Genomic DNA, 19,977 nt, shown 5'->3' with positions numbered 1-19,977 from the left:
CGGCCATTTTAATGATTAATGATGATTGTCCCATTAATATTGGTAAAAATATGAGAACCTGCTTCCTGAAGATCCATAGCTGTAATCACCGTGTGGTTTGGTGCATTGACGACAAGAGCCACATCTTTTGTCAGAATAAGTGAATCTCTTATTCCCATTCGCTCTGCTTCGTGCAGCTTTTCCCCGATTTGATTCCATTCAGATGCTGATAAATGTATATCACGCTCCGACATCCTTTGTCGTGCATGTTTGCTCATTTTTACAGGCTGATCATGTATCCGGGCATCAAGCTCGGACCTGAATGAGCTCTTCTCAGCTGAGGGTTTATACTTATGTGTCGACAGGGAATGAACGGCTGGATGGATAAAGGGCAGCTGACCGTGATCGCTTATTTTGTTCATGACTCAGAGACACCTGCATCCTCAGGTTCACTGATTTCAGTCACTGAAGAGGGATGAACAGACTCGCCTGTCTGCGTAACATAATAAACGGCCCCATCCTTTAAAGTCACCGAGGAAATGATTCCATTTTCCAGATGTGTCTGACCTGAATCATCATCTTCTTCCCAGGCCACTCTTTTCCCGATCATTACCGCCTGATCCGATAATGACTGACTCGATTGCGAATCAACAAATTTATCAATCGCCTGACCCATATTTTGCGTTTGTTCCAGTGACGTGAACTCTGCCATCTGAGAAATAAACTGACCACTGTCTAAAGGTGAAGTGGGATCCTGATGAGTTAGTTGTGCAACAAACAATTTTAAAAAATCGTCCTTACTGAGTGTGTCATTTTTTCTCCCGGCAACCTGATCTGATGCAACGGTATTCATTGAATTTATAGGTGAAACCAACTATATCCCTCCTGTCATCCAGTCTATGAAGGCTGGTTTGTCTTCTGCGTTTTCCGGTATATGGGCAGATTGCTGATTCTCTTGCCGGTGATCTTCTTCACCTGAATCATGTTCATTCCCCTGAAAGGACTGATATCCATGCTGATCCGGCCATGGTTTTGAATCATTACTGTCCGCCGTCTGCCATTGCCGTGAAACATCTATTTGACTGACGGGTATGCCCTGTCGGGATAATTGGTCGGCCAGCCGGGTCAATCCGGATTCAATCATATCCTTAGCAAATTTAGTCTGGGTTGACAATCTGGCAATGATCCCCTCCTCACTTTGAATGACTGAAATCGTCAGTTGCCCCAGCTGTTCAGGGTAAAGAGTAACCGTTAAACGGTTATTATTCCTGTCAGTCATTTGAAAGGATGACTGTTTCAGCCATTTGGCCAGCTGTTCAGAAATCTGTCGTCCAATAAAATCAGAAACCGTTACCGCCTCGGGCCGATTTTCATTGAAAGTGGCCCACAGCGTCATACGATTCACCTGTCGCAGGGCAACAGGCTGGTCAAACGCGGAAGCCTCCGGAACAGATCCCTTAGCGGCTTCCCGGGGCGGAGCGGCTTTGCTCAAGTGTACCGGTGCTGCTGCCTGGTTGCGGTGAAGCAGGAGCCGGATATCCTGCTGCGTCCCTTCACCTTTTCGGGGTGAGGCTGTGACGATTCCTGAGTTCATCAAGGTCCCATCTACTCTTTTCTGAGCGGCCGGCAGGAGCTCAGGGCTTACGGAATCCCTCTTTTTACCCTCTTGCCCCACCTGAGTGAGAGCAGATAATAAGGAAAAACGGGTATCAAAATGACCGGTGGGCTGACCCGGATCAGCAGATATCTGCCCCGGTAAATGCCTCGGAGTTTTCGTTTGCGTGCGGAGGGCAGAAGCATCATGTGAAAAATGACTTCCGGATTCTTTTTCTGATAAATTGGAAGTATTAAAAGGGTGCGCCTTGTCAGCGTGCCGGCCTGATCCCACCGGCATCTGGCTGATTTCTTTGGCTACGGTTTGAACAGGCTGCCTGTCTGAATCTGTCCTGCAGCCGCTTTTCCGATTAACCGGAAAGAACCGATCCTGAGCGTCATTTTTTATCTTTTTATCATGCAGGGATAAAACTTTTTCCGACAAGCTTTTTTCCAGAATACCCTCATTCATTAATCTGTTGACGGATGGATTGCTTTGCTCAAAGGTCTCGGAATGACCGGTGGGCTGATCCGCATCAGCGGATTCCGTCCCCAATAAATGCCCCGGAGTTTTTGCTTGCGTGCGGGGGGTAGAAGCATCATGTGAAAAATGACTTCCGGATTCTTTTTCTGATAAATTGGAAGTATTAAAAGGGTGCACCTTGTCAGCGTGCCGGCCTGATCCCACCGGCATCTGGCTGATTTCTTTGGCTACGGTTTGAACAGGCTGCCTGTCTGGATCTGCCCTGCAGCCGCTTTTCTGATTAACCGGAAAGAACTGATCCTGAGCGCCATTTTTTACCTTTTTATCAGACAGGGATGAAACTTTTTCCGGCAGGCTTTTTCCCGGAATACCTTCACTGCTGACTCTGTTGACGGATGGATTGCTCTGATCAACGACAAGCGGGCTCATCTTCTTCTTAGCAATCTGCTCAGTGTGGTCCGTATGCACGAATTTCGAGCCCGGTCTCTTTTCCTGAAAAGAGTGGATGTCCATATGAGAAAACGCTTCTGAAGTGTTTTTCCTGCCTGCATATCCTGATTTTTTCGGCCTTTCGGATGGATGACCCACCATGACCATCTGAACCACATTCATAAAATTTACAGGGTGCTGCGATACAGGTTTCGTCTTCTTTTTCTTCACCACTTTATGAAAAGAGCCTCCGTTTTCAATACGAAACTGGCTGCTGTCCATTTTCTCACCTCCTTTCAAAGGGCTGGTCAAGGATTAAGGGTTCGGCACTGTGCTGTTTGTCGTTTCTGTGCCGGAGTCGGAGGAAGGCTCCGGTTCCTGAAGCGGTTTAAGCAGCGGCGTCAGTGACGCCGCCTTGTCCGGCGCCATATTTTCCAGAATGGCTGCTTTTGTCTTATTATCAAGCATATTTAAGTATTCTGCAGCCTGATTTGTTTTCAGCTTTTCAAAAATGGCCGATGCTTTGGCCGGGTCCATATTTTTGTAGGTCTGTGCATAAACAGCCCGCCTGGCAGCTTCTCCCTGGCTGCTCCCCTCCTGATCCGCATTATGCTGAGCCTGATTCAGTTCATTATTCAGCTGAGCGATCTGATCATTTTTCTTCTGTGAATCGTTTTGCAGACGTCTGATGGTGTCATTCTGGTCTGATATTGTTTTTTTCATTTTTTCCATCTGAGAGCTGTCCGGACCCGTATTACTCTGCTCAGAGTTATGGGAACCCGTTAACAGATTTTTGGTTGCCGTAACAGGATCTACTCCCGAAAGACTGAGCAGAAAGCCGCCGATAACCACTAATAAAATGACTGGAACCAGAACAGCAAGACCGATTTTCAGGATTTTCATAATCGACGCTGCTCACCACCTTTTTACACCATTTATCCTGTCCGACGCACGTGAAGCCGCAATTTCATCCATGCTTTTCAACTGAATCTTTTTCTTTTTCTCCAGATAGTGTTGCCACTTTTTATCTCTTAGTTTTTCGTACTTTTTTACTTCAATGGATTTTTCCAGCAGGTCAGCCTGATAGGCTTCCATCTGCTGCTTCAGTCGATCATATTGACGTGTTTCTTCTGCGATCAGCTGATCCAGAATTGCCGTATCAGATAACCGGCCTTTAATCGAGTCAATAGTCGTCCCTTTTTGCATCTGGTTTTGAAAAACATGCTGCTTTTTTTCCCTTTGATTAAGCAGATCAATCAGTTTTTTTGCCATGTCTTCCAATCGCCTGAACAATGTCTGGTACTCAGCCTCAAGATTCTTTTTCTTGTTATCTGCAAGTTCCAGAACACGTGCCAGTCTGAAATCAAACGCCATGATTAACCAGACTCCTTTCCAAAAAGAGCATGCAGCTGATCTGCGGATTCTGAGAGCGTGACTCTTTCCTCCTGTTTTTGCGCCAGATACTCAATCATTCCGGGATGGTATTTAATCGCTTCATCGATTACCGTTGAGCTGCCCTGTTTATAAGCCCCTATATTGATTAAATCTTCTGATTCTATGTATTGTGAGAGCAGGGCCCTGAAATGTGAAGCTGCTTTCTGATGGTCATCAGGTATGATATCATTCATCACACGACTGACACTTTTTAACACATTAATTGCCGGATACTGCCCTTTCTGTGCCAGTTTCCTGTCCAGTACGATATGGCCGTCGAGTATTCCTCTGGCCGTATCTGATATGGGTTCATCAAGATCATCGCCATCGACCAGAACGGTATAAAAAGCGGTAATGGTTCCCTTCTCGTCGGTTCCTGTCCGCTCCAGCAGTTTAGGCAGCATGGCAAATACAGATGGCGGATAGCCTTTCGTTGTGGGCGGTTCCCCTACTGCAAGTCCGATCTCTCTCTGACTCATGGCAACACGTGTCAGTGAGTCCATCATCAGGAGGACATCTTTGCCCCTTGATCTGAAATACTCGGCAACAGATGTTGCAGTTAAGGCACCCTTTATGCGCATTAATGCCGGCTGATCACTCGTTGCAACAATCACAATCGTATGAGCCATTCCTTCTGCCCCTAAATCTTTTTCAAGAAATTCCCTGACTTCGCGCCCCCGCTCTCCGATCAGGGCGATCACGTTCAAATCCGCAGATGTATTCCGCGCGATCATACCCATCAATGTGCTTTTTCCGACACCGCTTCCTGAAAAAATGCCTACGCGCTGTCCTTTACCTACTGTAAGCAGACCGTTTATGGAACGAATACCCAGTTCAATCGGTTCTTTGATTCTTGGCCGTCTGAGCGGATCCGGTGGCGTCCGGCTGGTAGAGACCAGATCAAAAGGTTCTGTAAACTGTACAGGATCCATCGGCGTTCCCAGACTGTCGCAAACATGCCCGATCAATTGCTTACTGACTTTGATTTCAAGTGGATGCCCTGTGGCCTCAACCAGACAGCCCGGAGAGATATGGGCGACAGTGGAATAGGGCATAAGCAGGATATTTTCCTCATGAAACCCAACAACTTCGGCTGTAATACGCCGGCGGTTTTTTATATGAATCATACATACATCACCGACTGATGCTTCCGGACCCTTTGATTCAATCAGAAGCCCCACAACGCGGGTAATTTTGCCGAAGCGCCGATAACTGTCCATCGCCGAAAGTTCACGGATCAGCCTTTGCGTATTCATTGCCCGTCCTCCTCCATCAGCTCAGATAATTTTTCCCTGATCACCTGCAACTGACTGTCGACACCTGCATCAATTTTTCCGAAAGAGGTTTCAATCGCGCATCCGTTTTCCGGAAGATCGCCATCTGCATAAATGAATACTTCTGCATCCCGGACCATATCATCAAGTATTCTTCTGTGCCTGTTGATCGATTCAAAATGAGCAGGAGATACCATAATTTTTATTGTTTTCTGATCTCTGACCTCTTTCACAGCTTTAGTAACAAGGGAAAACCATTTATCTTCATCAAGGGCTACAGAAGTGCCTATTATTTTTTCAGCTATCGCCATTGAAAGTTTCAGTATCTCCGGTTCCGCTTCTTTCAGATAACGCCGGCCTGACTCATGTGCCTGGTCAATAAGTGCATTCGCCTGAGCAATTTTCTCCGCATATATTTTCTGACTTTCACGCATCCCCCGCTTTAAACCTGCATCATAGCCTTCCTTTTCCTTCTGATGATAAGCCGTCTCTCTTTCCTTTGCCGCTTTGGCACTGGCTTTCTCCTGCCAGATTTCAAACTGTTTTTTTCTGTTTTCTGCATCAGCAATCATTTGTTCAGCTCTGCGTTTCGCATCTGCTGTTTTCTCAGCGAGCTGCTTTTCCGGCGATTCAGGATCCGTCTTTTCATAGGTCATATCCCAGAGCGGGTCAATCACCTGATTCACCCGGATCACTTTCTTCTTATTGCCGGACTCAGGTGATTTAATCACATTAGACAATGACATCATCCCCTTTTCCTCTGGCGATGACGATTTCTCCTGCATCCTCCAGTCTTCTGATTGTATTCACAATTCGCGTCTGGGCTTCTTCGACATCATGCAGTCTGACCGGGCCCATATATTCCATTTCTTCTTTAAAGCTTGCAGCCATTCGATCGGACATATTGTGAAAAATCAGGTCTTTCACTTCATCGCTGGCAGTACGCATAGCGAGGATTAAATCCTCATTTTCACTCTCCCTGATGACGCGCTGGATTGCCCGATCATCAAGAATAATAATGTCTTCAAAAACAAACATCCGCTTTTTAATTTCTTCAGCAAGATCAGGATCCAGCTGTTCAAGCTGATCTAAAATATTTTTTTCTGTTGATCTGTCAACGCCGTTAAGTACATTGACGATCGAGGCCACACCGCCGGTCTGAGTGTAATCCTGATTGACTGACGTATTGGATACTTTTTTCTCAAGAATACGCTCAACCAGAGAAATGATCTCCGGTGATGTGCGATCCATCTGTGCTATTCTCATCGCAATATCAGCCTGACTGTCCTCAGGAAGTGCAGAGAGGACAGAAGCCGCCTGATCAGGTTCCAGATAAGACAGGACCAGAGCAATCGTCTGAGGGTGCTCATTCTGAATAAAATTCAAAATTTGCTGAGGATCACTTTTCCTCATAAAGTCGAACGGACGAACCTGCAGCGTTGATGTCAGTCGCTGTATCACTTTATTCGCCTGATCGGTTCCAAGCGCTTTTTCGAGGATCTGTTTGGCATAGCCAATTCCCCCCTGTGAGATGTACTCCTGGGCCCTCGCTGTCTGAAAGAACTCGTCGACGATCTGTTTTCTTTGTTCCGGAGCCACCTTATGCGCATTGGAAATTTCCAGTGTCAGATCTTCGATTTCCTGCTCCGTCAGATGCTTGAAAACATTCGCTGAAACTTCGGTCCCGAGGGCAATCATTAATATTGCTGCCTTATGTCTGCCGGAAAGCTTATTTCTTCGTTCTGCCACTCTGCTTACCCCCTTTCATCGATCATCAGACAGCCAGCTTCTTAATAATTTAACAAACTGTTCCGGGCGTTGCCTTGCCATCTGTTCTAATGCGTTATATTTCTTTTGATCAGGATTTTCCTCGTCTATGGAAGAATCAGATTCCTCAGGCTGATCAGAAGGAATGTTCCGGAGAGCAGCTTCTTCCTGTTCCACTCGCGCCGAAACGCGTTTTCTCCGCCTGATGAGCATCCATACAATCAGGCCGGCTGCGACTGCCAGCACACCGCCCAAGATATACGGCCATAATACAGGTCCGCGAGGTTCCTGAGCGGGTGCCTGTCCATTGAGCTGTCCAACCGATACGTAGGTCTTTTGATTCACAAGATTTGCCGGAATTTCCTGTCCCTGTGCATCTGAAATAGACGTTTGTACAATAGAATTCAAAATCTGTTTCACATCGTTTACGCGCTGCTGAGGTAATGAATTATCATTTTCCGGCTGAGGCGGCTCAATCATGACCTGGATACCCAGATCTATAACCTTATAGGGACTGCTGACAACATCCCGGTGAATTCGGTTGAATTCATTGTTCACCCGGTCTTCTACTCTTTGATAAGTGCCGTTCCCATTATCGCCTGCCTGATAGGTAGGGACATCATTTGTACCGGTACCGGCCTGACCGGCGGCTCCCTGACCGGTATAGGTCTCAGTAATGTGTTCCGTACTCGTCTGAAGGCCTTCCATGGTCTGCCGATCCACCGGTTCAACCAGATCCTGTTTTTCTTTTGTCTGCGTGAAATCGACATCGGCCGTGACGTTCACCAGGACCTTTCCCTGTCCCATCATCATCGTTAGCATCTGACTTACTCTGCGCTGAATATTATTTTGAATGTCCCTTGTAATCTGCTGTTGCTCTTCATATGTAGAAAGAGTCGAATGACCGGCTGAATCAGCATTTTTCTGGTCATAATAGTTATAATACTGGTCCATAATGACGATATTACTGACAGGAAGATGAGGCACACTTTTTGAAACAAGATGGTACAGCCCGTTAACCTGCTCACTGCTCAGCTGATAACCGGGATCTACATTGAGTACAATAGAAGCCGAAGACTGGTTCTCATCTTTATTGTCCGTCAGCCAGACAGAATTCTGAGGCAGTGTAATCATCACCTTCGCCGATTTAACGCCCTTCGTTCCGGAAATCAGATTACCCAGCTCGGTTTGCATGGCAGCTCTCTGAAGTACATCAAATTGTTTATCCGTCATGCCAAAGCCTGCATTCTGACCAAAAAAAGAATAATCAATCTGGCCGGATTTGGGTATGCCCTGAGCGGCAAGTTCAACTTTCAGCTGATCCACCTGATCACGCGGAACGCTGATCGTTGTCCCGCCTTCAGAAAGCTTATAGGGGATGCTCTTGCTGTCAAGCGTATCTTTTATCTGGCCGGCTTCGCTTTCAGACAAATTACTGTAGAGTGGCGTATAATGTTTTACATTTCCTATTAAAAAGGTCAGGATGACCGCTATTAGTACAGCCGACGACAGGCCAATTATCCATATCTTTCTTTTTCTGGACAAGCCGGTCCAGAATTTTTTTATGCGTCCGACTGCAGAATAAAATTTCTCCTTCATCCGTCAAGTCCCCCGTAAAGAGCTGCGTGATCGTCGTTAAATTTGCATTCTCATGATTTCCTGATAGGCGCCGATCACCCGGTCGCGGACCTGAACAGTCGTCCGTAGCAGAATATCTGCTTTCTGCATCGCAATCATTACTGTATGTAAGTCTTCCGTACCCGCACTCCTTGCCAGATCTGTCACCATATGATTTGCTGTCTGCTCGGATTCATTGACTGAATTCAGAGCATCTTTCAGAGAGGAGGCAAATGATTGTTGAAAAGAAGCGGCACTGTTCGGCTTAGAAGCTGCAGCTTTCTCAGCAGAGTTTACCAGATTTACCGGTGTGATTCCCATGATTATCCCTGCCTCCCGATATCCAAAGCTCTGGACAGCATGCTCTTACTTGCATTCATGACCGTTACACCCGCATCATAAGAACGGTTTGCCTCCATCAGATCCACCATTTCTCTCAGAGGATCAACATTGGGCTGTCTGACAAAGCCGTTTGCGTCCGCATCCGGATCAGCCGGATCATACTTCTGGGGAAAAGGTGACGGGTCTTCCGTAACATGAGAAACTTCTACTCCACCGGCAGAAGATCCCAGAGCCTGTCGGAATGCGGATTGAAAAGAAGAATCGATGGTTTTAATATGTACCATTTTACGTCTGTAAGGCTGCCATACCCCGTTAACCAACCGTTCACGTGTCGTATCCGCATTGGCAATATTTGAGGAAACAGTGTCCATACGAAATCGCTGGGCCGTTAACCCGGATGCGGCGACATCCATACTGCTGAACATACCCATTACGCATTGCCTCCCAGTACAATATTGAATTTTTTAAATTGATCAGCCGCTGACTGTGAAAGTGTCTGATAAAGCAGCTGGTTTCTGGCAAGTTCTGACATCTCATGATCGATATCTACATTATTGCCGTTATCCTGTATCGTACCATATGTATCCATTTCTGTATGATATCCCTTCGGATCTGAACCGGAAAAAGATATGTGCCCCGGACGGGTTCGATATGCCTGAAGTTGGTCGCCTAACAGCGAATCAAACGCCACTTTTTTTGCTTTGTAGCCGGGTGTATCAACATTGGCAATGTTCTGTGCAATGAGATTCTGCTGCGCAAAAGATCTGTTCATGGCCAGCTGAATCGTATTTATCGGGTAATCATTGAACATCATTTCTCACGACCTTTCCATATACCAATATCTTCATTTTATCAATTTTCGACTTAATGTCTACAAATTTCTGCTTTTCTCGACAGGATTTAACTATTTTGGTACCATGGGCGCGGGGCTTTAGTCACATATTTTGTGAATAAGTGAGAAAATCAATCCTTATGTAAACGCTCTATTGATTATTTCCAGAGTTACTCTGGCTCTGGCTGAATAGGCTAAATGAAAATTCAGGAGAAAATCCATTTAAAATGGATCATTTCATATGATCTATTTTATTTTGAATTTTTTTCAACAAAATAATAAAACTCCGGGTGAAAGAACGATCACCCGGAGCCTGAAGTATATCTGGACTTATTCGCCTTTAATACGATTGAGTTCAACCAAAAACTTGTCATTAAGCACTTTGATGTATGTCCCTTTCATTCCCAGTGATCTGGATTCAATAACACCTGCACTTTCCAGTTTCCTGAGCGCGTTAACAATCACAGAACGTGTAATACCTACGCGATCCGCTATTTTGCTTGCAACAAGCAGACCCTCTTTGCCATCGAGTTCTTCAAAAATATGTTCTATCGCTTCCAGTTCACTGTATGAAAGAGAACCGATTGCCATTTGAACGATCGCTTTCTCGCGCGCTTCTTCCTCAACCTCGTCGGTTTTCTCACGAAGAATCTCCATACCGACTACGGTCGCGCCATATTCCGCAAGAATCAGATCTTCATCTGTAAACGTTTCATTCAGTCGGGACAGGATCAGTGTACCTAACCGTTCCCCTCCTCCGACAATTGGAACAACGGTCGTTAAACCATTAACAAACAAATCTTTATTTTCATCCGGAAATATACTGAACTCACTGTTTATATCCAGATTAGGGGAAGTCTGCATCACACTGAACAGATTTCTCGTGTAGGTCTCGGGAAATTGCCTGCTTTCAAACATCTTCCTGATCCGTTCATTCTCAAATTCAAGTTTCAATGATAATCCAAGAATCTTCCCGCGCCTGCTGACAACAAATGTATTGGTCTGAATGACATCCCGCAGGGTCTTTGCCATTTCGTTGAAGTCCACCTGTGTTTTAGTCCCTTGCAACAGGTGATTAATTTTTCTTGTTTTCTCCAGTAAAGTCATCATCTATTCCTCCTGAGTGCACAGTTAAATTAATTTATAAAATAAATTGACTGAGATCTCTGTTTTTAACAATCTTTGACAGTTTTTCATCCACATACTCCGGCGTAATCATGACTTCTTTGAGTGAAATATCCGGTGCTTCAAAAGATAGATCCTCCAGAAGTTTTTCCAGTATCGTATGTAATCTTCTGGCACCAATATTATCCGTTTCCTGATTGACTGTATATGCAATCCTTGCCAATTTATGGATAGCCTCGCCAGAAAATTGAACAGATATACCTTCCGTCTGAAGCAGTGCCTGATACTGTTTAATCAGGGCATTGTTCGGCTGTACCAGAATCTTCATAAAATCCTCAATAGACAGACTCTTTAACTCAACCCGGATGGGGAACCGTCCCTGAAGTTCAGGGATCAGATCAGAAGGTCGGGACAGGTGAAAAGCTCCGGCGGCAATAAACAGCACATAATCTGTTTTTACAGGTCCATATTTTGTCATCACCGTTGACCCTTCAACGATGGACAGAATATCTCTTTGTACACCTTCTCTGGATATTTCTCCGGATTGCCCGTCTTTACCCGTGATCTTATCAATCTCATCGATGAATATGATCCCTGACTGTTCTGCCCGTACGACAGCGTCACTTATCACCTGATCCATATCGATCAGGTTTCTTGCTTCTTCACGTGTCAGCAATTTTCTTGCATCACTGACTTTCATCCTGCGCTTCTTTGTTTTTCCAGGGCTGAGATTCCCCAGAAGATTCTGCAGATTTGACCCAATTTGCCCCATACCGCTGTCCTGAAACAAATGAGTCAATTGATTTTTTGTCTGTTCTTCCACTTCGATGGTCACGACATGATCTTCCAGCTCACCAAGTTGCAGCAGTTTTTCCGTTTGCTGGCGCTTACTCCGAATGGAAGAATCCACATCGTCGTCCGTTTTCCGGTCCTGCCCCGTGTTCTGGCTGTTCTGGTTCCCGAAAAGTAATTCAAAAGGATTTTTTGCCTGATCCTCTTTTTTATCACCCGGTACAAGCAGGTTAACCAGTTTTTTCTCTGCCAAAACAGCTGCCTTTGATTCTACCTGCTGCATCTGTTCTTCTTTGACCATTCTGACAGATGTCTCAACCAGATCACGGACCATGGATTCAACATCGCGGCCCACATAACCGACTTCTGTAAATTTAGTCGCCTCAAATTTGACAAAGGGCGCATGCACAATCTTTGCCATTCTCCGGGCAATCTCGGTTTTCCCGACGCCAGTCGGCCCAATCAGCAGAATATTTTTTGGAACAATCTCTTCACGAACTTTTTTATCAAGCAGACTCCGTCGATAGCGATTACGCAGAGCAATAGCCACAGATCTTTTGGCCTCTTTCTGACCAATTATGAATCGATCCAATTGTTCAACAATTTGCCTGGGAGTAAGTGAAGCCGCCATTTTTACACCTCACACTGCTCGAATTTATAAGGATCACAGTTCCTCAACAATAATGTGATCATTGGTATAGACGCAGATTCCACTGGCGATATTCAGAGCTCTCACAGCAATGTCCCTTGCGGTCAGTTCAGGCGATCCCCAGCTTTTAAGTGCTCTGCCGGCAGCAAGTGCATAATTTCCGCCTGACCCGATGGCAAGCATCCCGTCATCCGGTTCGATCACTTCTCCTGTTCCTGAGACAAGCAAGAGATTATCCCGGTCCATCACAATCAGCATGGCTTCCAGCTGGCGAAGCATTTTATCTCCCCGCCATTCCTTTGCCAGTTCAACTGCAGAGCGCTGAAGATTGCCGTTATACTCTTCCAGGCGGCCTTCAAATTTTTCAAACAGGGTGAAAGCATCGGCAACCGAACCGGCAAAGCCGGAAATGACCCGGCCATGGAAGAGTCTGCGGACTTTTCGAGCCGATGTCTTCATAATGACCGACTGGCCCAGCGTGACCTGCCCGTCACCTGCCATCGCACTGTGGCCTTTATGTCGAATGGCAAATATCGTGGTAGCGTGGAAGACGCCCATAATCAACCTCCCTCTTCAGCGATGTATCAAGCTCGAAAGCCCTTTCCACAAATGCGTGAAAAAGCCCCGAATTAAGGCTATTTGTGAATCATTGTTTCAAATCTATATATGATAATGATTAACGAGCGTGTCGATCAATCATTTATAATAGGAAGATCTGAACACACGGCTTCCTGCCATTACATGGTAGCACATGTTATCAGAATAAGCAACACAATTTACAGTTTTATAACAAGATTCTGAATTGTATTCAGAGCCCGCGTCGCATAGCCGGCTGCCCGCTCTTTTTTATCCTTTACTCGCTCCTGTAAGGGCGGCAACAGACCAAAGTTGGCATTCATCGGCTGAAAGTGCTTTGGATCAGCCGATGTAATATAATGCGCCATACTGCCGATAATCGACTCCTCAGAAAAGACAAGACATGATTTTTCTGAAAAATAACGTGCAGCATTGATTCCGGCAATCAATCCGGAGGCAGCTGATTCAACATAGCCTTCAACTCCGGTCATCTGTCCGGCAAAGAACAGATTCTCCCTTACTTTGGTCTGATAGGTCGGTCTGAGCAGCTCAGGAGAATTGAGAAAGGTATTTCGGTGCATCACACCATAACGGACAATCTCCGCCCGTTCCAGACCGGGTATCAGACGAAAGACTTCTTTCTGTGCCCCCCATTTCAAATGGGTTTGAAAACCAACCATATTAAAGAGGGTCCCGGCTGAATTATCCTGTCTGAGCTGAACAACGGCATAGGGCCTTTCTCCCGTTTCCGGATGCTCCAGTCCAACAGGTTTCAGTGGTCCGAACAGTAACGTTTTCGCCCCCTGTCTGGCCATAATTTCAACCGGCATACAGCCGTTAAAATAGTGTTCTTTTTCAAAAGCTTTTACAGGGGCCGTCTCAGCGTGAATCAGTGCATCGTAAAAACGATAAAATTCCTCTTTTGTCATCGGACAATTTAAATACGCTGCTTCGCCCTTATCATAACGCGATTTTAAGTATACACGACTGCGATCAATACTTTCTGCCGAGATGATCGGCGCTGCGGCATCATAAAAATAAAGATAATCTTCACCGGTCATTTTTTTCAGCGACCGGGATAAACCATCAGATGTGAGCGGCCCTGTCGCGACAACAGTAATCCCATCGGGAAGGGTGGTCACATCTTCATGCACCACGCGGATTAATGGCATATTTTTAAGTGTTTCTGTGACCTTTGCTGAAAAATCATGGCGGTCAACAGCCAGTGCTCCTCCTGCAGGGACACTGGCTGTATCTGCAGCTTTGATGATCAGCGAATCCAGTCTGCGCATTTCTTCCTTTAATATACCCACTGCATTGGTCAGTGAATTGGAGCGCAGAGAATTCGTGCAGACAAGCTCTGCAAACTGATCCGTATGGTGAGCCGGTGTGAATTTCTTCGGTCTCATTTCATAAAGTGTCACCGGAATACCTCGTCTGGCGATTTGCCAGGCGGCTTCACTGCCCGCAAGACCAGCACCGATCACGGTAACCGACCTTTCCGTCATCTGTTTTCCCTCACTTTCCTTTGCTCCATCCTGTCACCCCGTAGCTCTAATACCGTTTATTGCGTTTCTTCCTGATAATCACATTTTGGACATTGCACTCTTTTACTGTTTTTTGATTTTTTTTCAATCAGGTACGATCCGCATTTCGGACAGTTTCTCTGAATCGGCTTATCCCATGATACAAAATCGCATGCCGGATAACGGTCGCACCCATAGAAAATTCTCCTTTTTTTACTTCTGCGCTCGACGACTTCACCTTTGCCGCATTTCGGGCAGGTAACCCCTGTCTTTTTTAATATCGGCTTCGTGTTCCGGCAGGCCGGGAAGTTGGAACAGGCCAGAAACTTTCCGAAACGACCCATTTTATAGACCATTTCATGTCCGCATTTTTCGCACATAATGCCGGAAGGTTCATCTTTGATTGTGACCGACTGCATTTCTTTTTCAGCGGTAGACAGTCTTTTTGAAAATTCCTGATAAAAACTGTCGACGGTTGCAATCCAGTTTTTTTTGCCTTCTTCGACCTCGTCCAGACTGGTCTCCATCTGAGCAGTAAAATCAATATTAATGACTTCAGGAAAAAATTCAACAATCAGTTTCAGAACGATCAGGCCAAGTTCTGTCGGGACAAAGCGTTTGGCCTCCATCGTCACATAGTTACGTCTCTGAATCGTGTCAATCGTTGGTGCATAGGTTGACGGTCTGCCAATCCCGATTTCTTCCATCTTGCGTACAAGTGAGGCTTCAGAATAGCGCGGAGGCGGCTGAGTAAAATGCTGTTTTGGCTCATTATTTTCTTTAACAACCGTCATCCCATCTTTGAGTTCCGGCAGAAAGCGATTGGATTTTGATTCTTTTTCATTTTTTTTCTTATCGTCACTGCTCTCAATATATACTTTCATAAACCCCTGGAACTTCACTTTTGACCCTGTGGCGCGATAGGTTACACCATTCTGCTCCAGATCGGCCCGTACCGTATCCAGGACAGCAGGTGCCATCTGACTGGCCACAAAGCGTTCCCAGATCAGCTTATATAATCTGAACTGATCACGGCTCAAAAATTGCTTCATTTCACCCGGCTGCCTGAGTACCGACGTAGGCCGGACGCCCTCGTGAGCATCCTGAACATTCTCGGACTTCTTTCTTCTGGCATGTAAATTACTGATATACTTTTCACCATAATGCTGCACTATGAATTCTTTGGCCTCTGATTTCGCGACATCAGAGATGCGGGTTGAGTCTGTTCTCATATACGTAATCAGTCCGACGTTCCCCTGTCTTCCAAGGGCAATACCTTCATAGAGCTGCTGAGCGATCATCATCGTTTTTCGGGCACGGAAGTTCAATTTCCGTGCCGCTTCCTGCTGAAGAGAGGACGTCGTGAAAGGCGCAATTGGAAATCTGAGTCGTTCCTTTTTTTGAACATTCGTGACTGAAAACTGGTCATTTTTCAGTTTTGAAAGGACTTCTTCCACGTCCTCTTTTTTCTTTAAAGCGTGTTTGTGACCATCAAGGCCAAAGAAATCAGCGGTGAACGTTTCTTCACCTGTTCGAAACCGCCCAGTGATCGACCAGTATTCTTCAGGAACAAAAGCTTTAATTTCTTTTTCACGTTCCACAATCATTCGCAGCGCAACCGACTGAACACGACCGGCACTCAGACCTTTCTTCACCTTTTTCCAGAGAAGCGGACTGATATTGTACCCCACCAGCCTGTCTAATACGCGACGTGCCTGCTGCGCGTCGACCAGATTCATATTAATTTTTCTTGGCTGCTTAAAGGCTTTTTTAATCGCCGGTTTTGTAATTTCATTAAATACGACCCTGCAGTCCGACCGATCATCAATGTCAAGACTGTGCGCAAGATGCCAGGCAATAGCTTCACCTTCTCGATCGGGGTCCGCTGCAAGATATACTTTTTTTGCTTTCCGGGCTGCACTTTTAAGATCTTTCAGCACAGGACCCTTACCGCGTATGGTAATGTATCTCGGTTTATAATGATCGGTCACGTCAATACCCATCTGGCTTTTCGGCAAATCACGGACATGCCCCATGGATGCTTTCACCTGATATTTTGATCCAAGATAGCGTTTAATGGTTTTTGCTTTAGCGGGAGATTCTACAATAACTAAGTAATCACTCATGTTGTTTCTCCCCCTTTCTGATAATATTCAAATCTTCACTTATATTAATTATTGATGTAAGCTTTGTCAAACTTGAAGCAAAAGATTCCATTCAAAAAAAATATTTTTCAATTGTAAAATACGGTTGTAAAATACGGTATTTCAGGTCTTACAATTCCTGTTTGCCGGTACCGGAAAGATTTTGCAGTTCTTCAAGAATATCTTCTGTTTCTGTCACCAGCTTTGCCCCCTGCTGAATCAATCTGTGTGTCCCCTTACTGTTATCATTTAAGATGGACCCTGGAACAGCAAAGACTTCCCGCCCCTGTTCCAGAGCCTGATCTGCCGTAATTAATGAGCCACTCTTTTCCCGGGCTTCGATAACAAGTGTACCCTGAGACATGCCGCTGATGATACGGTTTCTTTCGGGGAACCTCCATCGTGCCGGTGGTGAAAACGGGGGATATTCGCTAAGGACCAGTTGTTTGGAACAAAGGCCTGCAAACAACGGCATATGCTGTCTCGGATAGGGACAGCATATGCCGGATCCCAGTACCGCAATCGTTTTTCCGTTCATTGCCAGACGATGCGCTATCCCGTCTACACCCAGAGCCATACCACTGACGATGGTCCATCCACGATCAATGAGCGGATGAAGCAGACACTTCATGACCGGAACCACCTCATGTGAAGGATGTCGCGTCCCGACTACACTGAGCATATGCTGCTCCTGTAACAGATCCACCCTGCCTTTTGCATAGATGAGAAATGGCGGGTCATATATCTTCTTCAACAGACGCGGATACATCGGACTGTGCACTGGAATGACAGATATCCCGCGATCCAGGTAGATACGTGCCGTTTTATCAGGTTGAAACAGGTGAAAATCTTTTAGAAATAATTCGGCATACTGGCCGGTCATATGAAAAGTTTCGGTCAGATCTTTCACTGTACAGCAATCGAGAAACTGCAGGGTCGGATCTATTTTTAAAAAGGCACGAATTGTTTTTCTTCCCAGGCCCCGGCAATGGTCAATATGAAAAAGCTTTAATGTCAGTAGATCCATGTAGGTCACCTTTTTCTAATCAATTAGGGAAAGTGAAAGAATGGTACGGATGGATGGGGCTTGCTGGATATGATGGAGGAAAGACAAACAACGGGTAAATGAGATATTATTCACAAACAGATGCAGGGAAAACACGCCATAACGTGTCTTCCCGGAAATTACTGATTACTGATCAGGCATTTTTCGTACAAGCCGCGATCTTTCAGGAGCTGAACCATAGTTTCCCCGATGGTTGCCGGTGTATCAGCCACGGAAACACCATGATCGCGCATGACGCGAACCTTTTCGTCAGCTGTCCCTTTACCACCTGAGATAATGGCCCCGGCGTGACCCATTCTTTTTCCTGGAGGAGCTGTTTTACCGCCTATGAAACCGACCAATGGTTTATCCATATTCTGTTCTGCCCAGGCGGCCGCATCCTCTTCACCATGCCCGCCGATTTCTCCAATCATGACGACCGCGAAAGTTTCCGGATCCTCATTAAACAATTTAAGCACATCGATAAAACTCGTCCCATTCACCGGATCGCCGCCAATCCCTACAGCTGTAGTCTGTCCGACATTCAGCTGAGACAGCTGGTGAACGGCCTCATAAGTCAGAGTCCCTGAACGCGAAACTACGCCAACATGGCCTTTTTTATGGATATATCCAGGCATGATGCCGATCTTTGATTCATCTGCCGAGAGGACACCCGGGCAGTTTGGACCGATCAGACGTGTCTTTTTATCTTTAAGATAGCGTTTCACTTTCACCATATCCAGAATCGGAATGCCTTCGGTGATGGCAATCACCAGGGATATGCCGGCATCTGCAGCTTCAATAATGGCATCCGCTGCAAAAGCAGGGGGAACGTAAATCACGGAGCAATCAGCCTGCGTTTGATTGACAGCGTCCCGCACAGTATCAAAAACCGGCACACCTTCAACCTGGGTTCCACCTTTACCAGGTGTGACACCCCCGACAATCCGGGTTCCGTAATCAAGCATCTGCCTGGTATGGAAAAGGCCCTGGGATCCGGTAATCCCCTGGACAATCACCCGGGTATCTTTGTGAACGAGAATACTCATTTTGCGACGCCTCCTGCAGCTGATTTAACCAGTGTCACGATTTTTTCCGCAGCATCCGCCATATTATGCGCAGGTGTAATATCAAGGCCGGACTGTCTGAGGATTTCCTTACCCCGTGCCACATTTGTTCCTTCAAGTCTGACCACAAGCGGGACATTCAGGTCAACCTGTTCAGTCGCCGCAACAATACCTTCGGCTATGACGTCACACTTCATAATGCCACCGAAGATATTGACAAGAATGCCTTTAACATTGGGGTCAGAAAGGATCAGACGGAAGGCAGCCTCTACTTTCTCCTTACTCGCACCGCCGCCGACATCAAGGAAATTGGCGGGTTCACCATGAAAAGATTTAATAATGTCCATGGTCGCCATCGCAAGACCCGCTCCATTCACCATGCAACCGATATTTCCATCAAGCGCGATATAGTTCAGGCCAAATTTTGAAGCTTCAATTTCTTTCCCGTCTTCTTCATCCAGATCCCTGAACGCCTGAACATCCTTGTGACGGTAAAGACCGTTATCATCAAAATTCAATTTTGCATCAAGGGCCAGAATCTCACCCTGCTTTGTGACCACCAGTGGATTAATCTCAGCAATTGAGCAATCTTTGTCAACAAACACCTGATAAAGTCCAAGCATGAATTTAACCGCTTTATTGACAAGTTTCTTTGGAATTCCAATGTCAAAAGCGATCCTGCGTGCCTGGAAAGGGGTCAGGCCGAGAAAGGGGTCCACCGCCTCACGATAAATCTTGTCAGGTGCTACGGAAGCAACCTGTTCAATGTCCATCCCGCCTTCTGAAGAAGCGATCACTGTGACTTGTGAAGAACTTCTGTCAAGTACCAGACCAAGATAGTATTCCTTTTCAATATCGCTTCCTTCTTCGATTAAAAGGCGCTTCACTTCTTTTCCTTCAGGACCGGTCTGGTGAGTCACCAGAATCTTTCCAAGGAGTTCTTCTGCAAAATCATGCACTTCTTTTTTACTTCCTGCAATTTTTACTCCTCCGGCCTTTCCTCTTCCACCTGCATGAATTTGTGCTTTAACCACAGTGACAGCCGACTGAAGTTTTTGAGCTGCTTCAACCGCTTCGTCAGGTGTAAACGCCACAAACCCTCTGGGGACAGCAACACCATACTGTTTCAACAGTTGCTTTCCCTGATACTCATGAATGTTCATTCGTTCCCCTTCTTTCATTTCATTGAATGTTTTGAAAAATGAAAGCCCTTTCTCCACATCTAGTATAACGAAATGCTGCTCCTTTTGTCCAATGTTTCGTAACATTATAGTCACAAAATATTCATATTATCGTTTTTTA

The 19,977-nt window shown here is 45.9% G+C and carries 20 protein-coding genes; all 20 read right to left on the bottom strand.

Translation table 11 applies throughout. The annotated features are described in order from the left end of the window. Positions 1 to 8: 8 nt before the first annotated feature. The 20 genes from EWH91_RS06580 to sucC all read right to left on the bottom strand — a co-directional run bounded on the left by EWH91_RS06580 (position 9) and on the right by sucC (position 19,838). Complete coding sequence (locus EWH91_RS06580; RefSeq protein ID WP_129929236.1) at positions 9 to 401, bottom strand: TIGR02530 family flagellar biosynthesis protein; 393 nt, start codon at positions 399 to 401, stop codon at positions 9 to 11. Next, the gene (locus EWH91_RS06575) at positions 398 to 853 is read right to left on the bottom strand and encodes a flagellar hook capping FlgD N-terminal domain-containing protein (RefSeq protein WP_240697279.1); all 456 of its coding nucleotides are present in this window, start codon (positions 851 to 853) and stop codon (positions 398 to 400) included. The genes EWH91_RS06580 and EWH91_RS06575 overlap by 4 nt, the downstream gene beginning before the upstream one ends. Further along, positions 854 to 2,767 (bottom strand): flagellar hook-length control protein FliK, encoded by a 1,914-nt coding sequence (locus EWH91_RS06570; protein WP_129929235.1) that lies wholly within the window; start codon positions 2,765 to 2,767, stop codon positions 854 to 856. It abuts the gene before it with no gap. A gap of 33 nt (positions 2,768 to 2,800) precedes the next feature. After that, positions 2,801 to 3,388: a MotE family protein gene (locus EWH91_RS06565; protein ID WP_129929234.1), complete on the bottom strand. Its 588-nt coding sequence runs from the start codon at positions 3,386 to 3,388 to the stop codon at positions 2,801 to 2,803. Positions 3,389 to 3,400: 12 nt separating this feature from the next. Next, positions 3,401 to 3,859 carry a flagellar export protein FliJ gene (gene fliJ / locus EWH91_RS06560; protein WP_129929233.1) on the bottom strand — a complete coding sequence of 153 codons (459 nt, stop codon included), beginning with the start codon at positions 3,857 to 3,859 and terminating at the stop codon, positions 3,401 to 3,403. A gap of 2 nt (positions 3,860 to 3,861) precedes the next feature. Beyond that, positions 3,862 to 5,175: a flagellar protein export ATPase FliI gene (fliI, locus tag EWH91_RS06555; protein WP_129929232.1), complete on the bottom strand. Its 1,314-nt coding sequence runs from the start codon at positions 5,173 to 5,175 to the stop codon at positions 3,862 to 3,864. Further along, positions 5,172 to 5,924, bottom strand: coding sequence for a flagellar assembly protein FliH (fliH, locus tag EWH91_RS06550; protein ID WP_240697289.1), 753 nt, complete (start codon positions 5,922 to 5,924; stop codon positions 5,172 to 5,174). Before fliH ends, fliI begins: the two co-directional genes overlap by 4 nt. A gap of 1 nt (position 5,925) precedes the next feature. After that, the gene (gene fliG, locus EWH91_RS06545; RefSeq protein WP_129929230.1) at positions 5,926 to 6,942 is read right to left on the bottom strand and encodes a flagellar motor switch protein FliG; all 1,017 of its coding nucleotides are present in this window, start codon (positions 6,940 to 6,942) and stop codon (positions 5,926 to 5,928) included. Between the two features lie 15 nt (positions 6,943 to 6,957). Further along, positions 6,958 to 8,559, bottom strand: coding sequence for a flagellar basal-body MS-ring/collar protein FliF (gene fliF / locus EWH91_RS06540; RefSeq protein WP_129929229.1), 1,602 nt, complete (start codon positions 8,557 to 8,559; stop codon positions 6,958 to 6,960). A 36-nt stretch (positions 8,560 to 8,595) separates the two neighbouring features. After that, positions 8,596 to 8,898 carry a flagellar hook-basal body complex protein FliE gene (fliE, locus tag EWH91_RS06535; RefSeq protein ID WP_240697278.1) on the bottom strand — a complete coding sequence of 101 codons (303 nt, stop codon included), beginning with the start codon at positions 8,896 to 8,898 and terminating at the stop codon, positions 8,596 to 8,598. Positions 8,899 to 8,900: 2 nt separating this feature from the next. Continuing rightward, positions 8,901 to 9,350, bottom strand: a complete 450-nt coding sequence (gene flgC / locus EWH91_RS06530; protein WP_129929227.1) for a flagellar basal body rod protein FlgC — start codon at positions 9,348 to 9,350, stop codon at positions 8,901 to 8,903. Continuing rightward, the gene (gene flgB, locus EWH91_RS06525) at positions 9,350 to 9,733 is read right to left on the bottom strand and encodes a flagellar basal body rod protein FlgB (protein ID WP_240697277.1); all 384 of its coding nucleotides are present in this window, start codon (positions 9,731 to 9,733) and stop codon (positions 9,350 to 9,352) included. The genes flgC and flgB overlap by 1 nt, the downstream gene beginning before the upstream one ends. Before the next feature lie 348 nt (positions 9,734 to 10,081). Continuing rightward, positions 10,082 to 10,858: a GTP-sensing pleiotropic transcriptional regulator CodY gene (gene codY / locus EWH91_RS06520; protein WP_129929226.1), complete on the bottom strand. Its 777-nt coding sequence runs from the start codon at positions 10,856 to 10,858 to the stop codon at positions 10,082 to 10,084. A gap of 34 nt (positions 10,859 to 10,892) precedes the next feature. Further along, positions 10,893 to 12,299, bottom strand: a complete 1,407-nt coding sequence (hslU, locus tag EWH91_RS06515; protein ID WP_129929225.1) for an ATP-dependent protease ATPase subunit HslU — start codon at positions 12,297 to 12,299, stop codon at positions 10,893 to 10,895. Between the two features lie 33 nt (positions 12,300 to 12,332). Next, positions 12,333 to 12,875 (bottom strand): ATP-dependent protease subunit HslV, encoded by a 543-nt coding sequence (gene hslV, locus EWH91_RS06510; RefSeq protein ID WP_129929224.1) that lies wholly within the window; start codon positions 12,873 to 12,875, stop codon positions 12,333 to 12,335. A 218-nt stretch (positions 12,876 to 13,093) separates the two neighbouring features. Beyond that, a complete protein-coding gene (gene trmFO / locus EWH91_RS06505) occupies positions 13,094 to 14,401 on the bottom strand; it encodes an FADH(2)-oxidizing methylenetetrahydrofolate--tRNA-(uracil(54)-C(5))-methyltransferase TrmFO (RefSeq protein WP_129929223.1) in 1,308 nt (435 codons plus the stop codon). Between the two features lie 56 nt (positions 14,402 to 14,457). Beyond that, positions 14,458 to 16,545, bottom strand: coding sequence for a type I DNA topoisomerase (topA, locus tag EWH91_RS06500; RefSeq protein WP_129929222.1), 2,088 nt, complete (start codon positions 16,543 to 16,545; stop codon positions 14,458 to 14,460). 148 nt (positions 16,546 to 16,693) lie between these two features. After that, positions 16,694 to 17,590, bottom strand: coding sequence for a DNA-processing protein DprA (gene dprA / locus EWH91_RS06495; protein WP_129929221.1), 897 nt, complete (start codon positions 17,588 to 17,590; stop codon positions 16,694 to 16,696). 158 nt (positions 17,591 to 17,748) lie between these two features. Continuing rightward, complete coding sequence (sucD, locus tag EWH91_RS06490; RefSeq protein ID WP_129929220.1) at positions 17,749 to 18,657, bottom strand: succinate--CoA ligase subunit alpha; 909 nt, start codon at positions 18,655 to 18,657, stop codon at positions 17,749 to 17,751. Continuing rightward, positions 18,654 to 19,838 carry an ADP-forming succinate--CoA ligase subunit beta gene (gene sucC, locus EWH91_RS06485; protein ID WP_129929219.1) on the bottom strand — a complete coding sequence of 395 codons (1,185 nt, stop codon included), beginning with the start codon at positions 19,836 to 19,838 and terminating at the stop codon, positions 18,654 to 18,656. Before sucC ends, sucD begins: the two co-directional genes overlap by 4 nt. Positions 19,839 to 19,977 lie beyond the last annotated feature (139 nt).

The organism is Sporolactobacillus sp. THM19-2 (genome assembly GCF_004153195.1).
In the GTDB taxonomy this organism is placed as follows: domain Bacteria; phylum Bacillota; class Bacilli; order Bacillales; family Sporolactobacillaceae; genus Sporolactobacillus.
The sequence above is the reverse complement of the archived record's forward strand: the minus strand, read 5'-3'. Positions and strand labels throughout refer to the sequence as shown.

Coding starts and splice junctions, on each gene's coding strand:
- EWH91_RS06580 (WP_129929236.1), bottom strand. CDS start 401: ATGAACAAAATAAGCGATCACGGTCAGCTGCCCTTTATCCATCCAGCC.
- EWH91_RS06570 (WP_129929235.1), bottom strand. CDS start 2,767: ATGGACAGCAGCCAGTTTCGTATTGAAAACGGAGGCTCTTTTCATAAA.
- EWH91_RS06565 (WP_129929234.1), bottom strand. CDS start 3,388: ATGAAAATCCTGAAAATCGGTCTTGCTGTTCTGGTTCCAGTCATTTTA.
- fliJ (WP_129929233.1), bottom strand. CDS start 3,859: ATGGCGTTTGATTTCAGACTGGCACGTGTTCTGGAACTTGCAGATAAC.
- fliI (WP_129929232.1), bottom strand. CDS start 5,175: ATGAATACGCAAAGGCTGATCCGTGAACTTTCGGCGATGGACAGTTAT.
- fliF (WP_129929229.1), bottom strand. CDS start 8,559: ATGAAGGAGAAATTTTATTCTGCAGTCGGACGCATAAAAAAATTCTGG.
- fliE (WP_240697278.1), bottom strand. CDS start 8,898: ATGGGAATCACACCGGTAAATCTGGTAAACTCTGCTGAGAAAGCTGCA.
- flgC (WP_129929227.1), bottom strand. CDS start 9,350: ATGGGTATGTTCAGCAGTATGGATGTCGCCGCATCCGGGTTAACGGCC.
- flgB (WP_240697277.1), bottom strand. CDS start 9,733: ATGATGTTCAATGATTACCCGATAAATACGATTCAGCTGGCCATGAAC.
- codY (WP_129929226.1), bottom strand. CDS start 10,858: ATGACTTTACTGGAGAAAACAAGAAAAATTAATCACCTGTTGCAAGGG.
- hslU (WP_129929225.1), bottom strand. CDS start 12,299: ATGGCGGCTTCACTTACTCCCAGGCAAATTGTTGAACAATTGGATCGA.
- hslV (WP_129929224.1), bottom strand. CDS start 12,875: ATGGGCGTCTTCCACGCTACCACGATATTTGCCATTCGACATAAAGGC.
- trmFO (WP_129929223.1), bottom strand. CDS start 14,401: ATGACGGAAAGGTCGGTTACCGTGATCGGTGCTGGTCTTGCGGGCAGT.
- topA (WP_129929222.1), bottom strand. CDS start 16,545: ATGAGTGATTACTTAGTTATTGTAGAATCTCCCGCTAAAGCAAAAACC.
- dprA (WP_129929221.1), bottom strand. CDS start 17,590: ATGGATCTACTGACATTAAAGCTTTTTCATATTGACCATTGCCGGGGC.
- sucD (WP_129929220.1), bottom strand. CDS start 18,657: ATGAGTATTCTCGTTCACAAAGATACCCGGGTGATTGTCCAGGGGATT.
- sucC (WP_129929219.1), bottom strand. CDS start 19,838: ATGAACATTCATGAGTATCAGGGAAAGCAACTGTTGAAACAGTATGGT.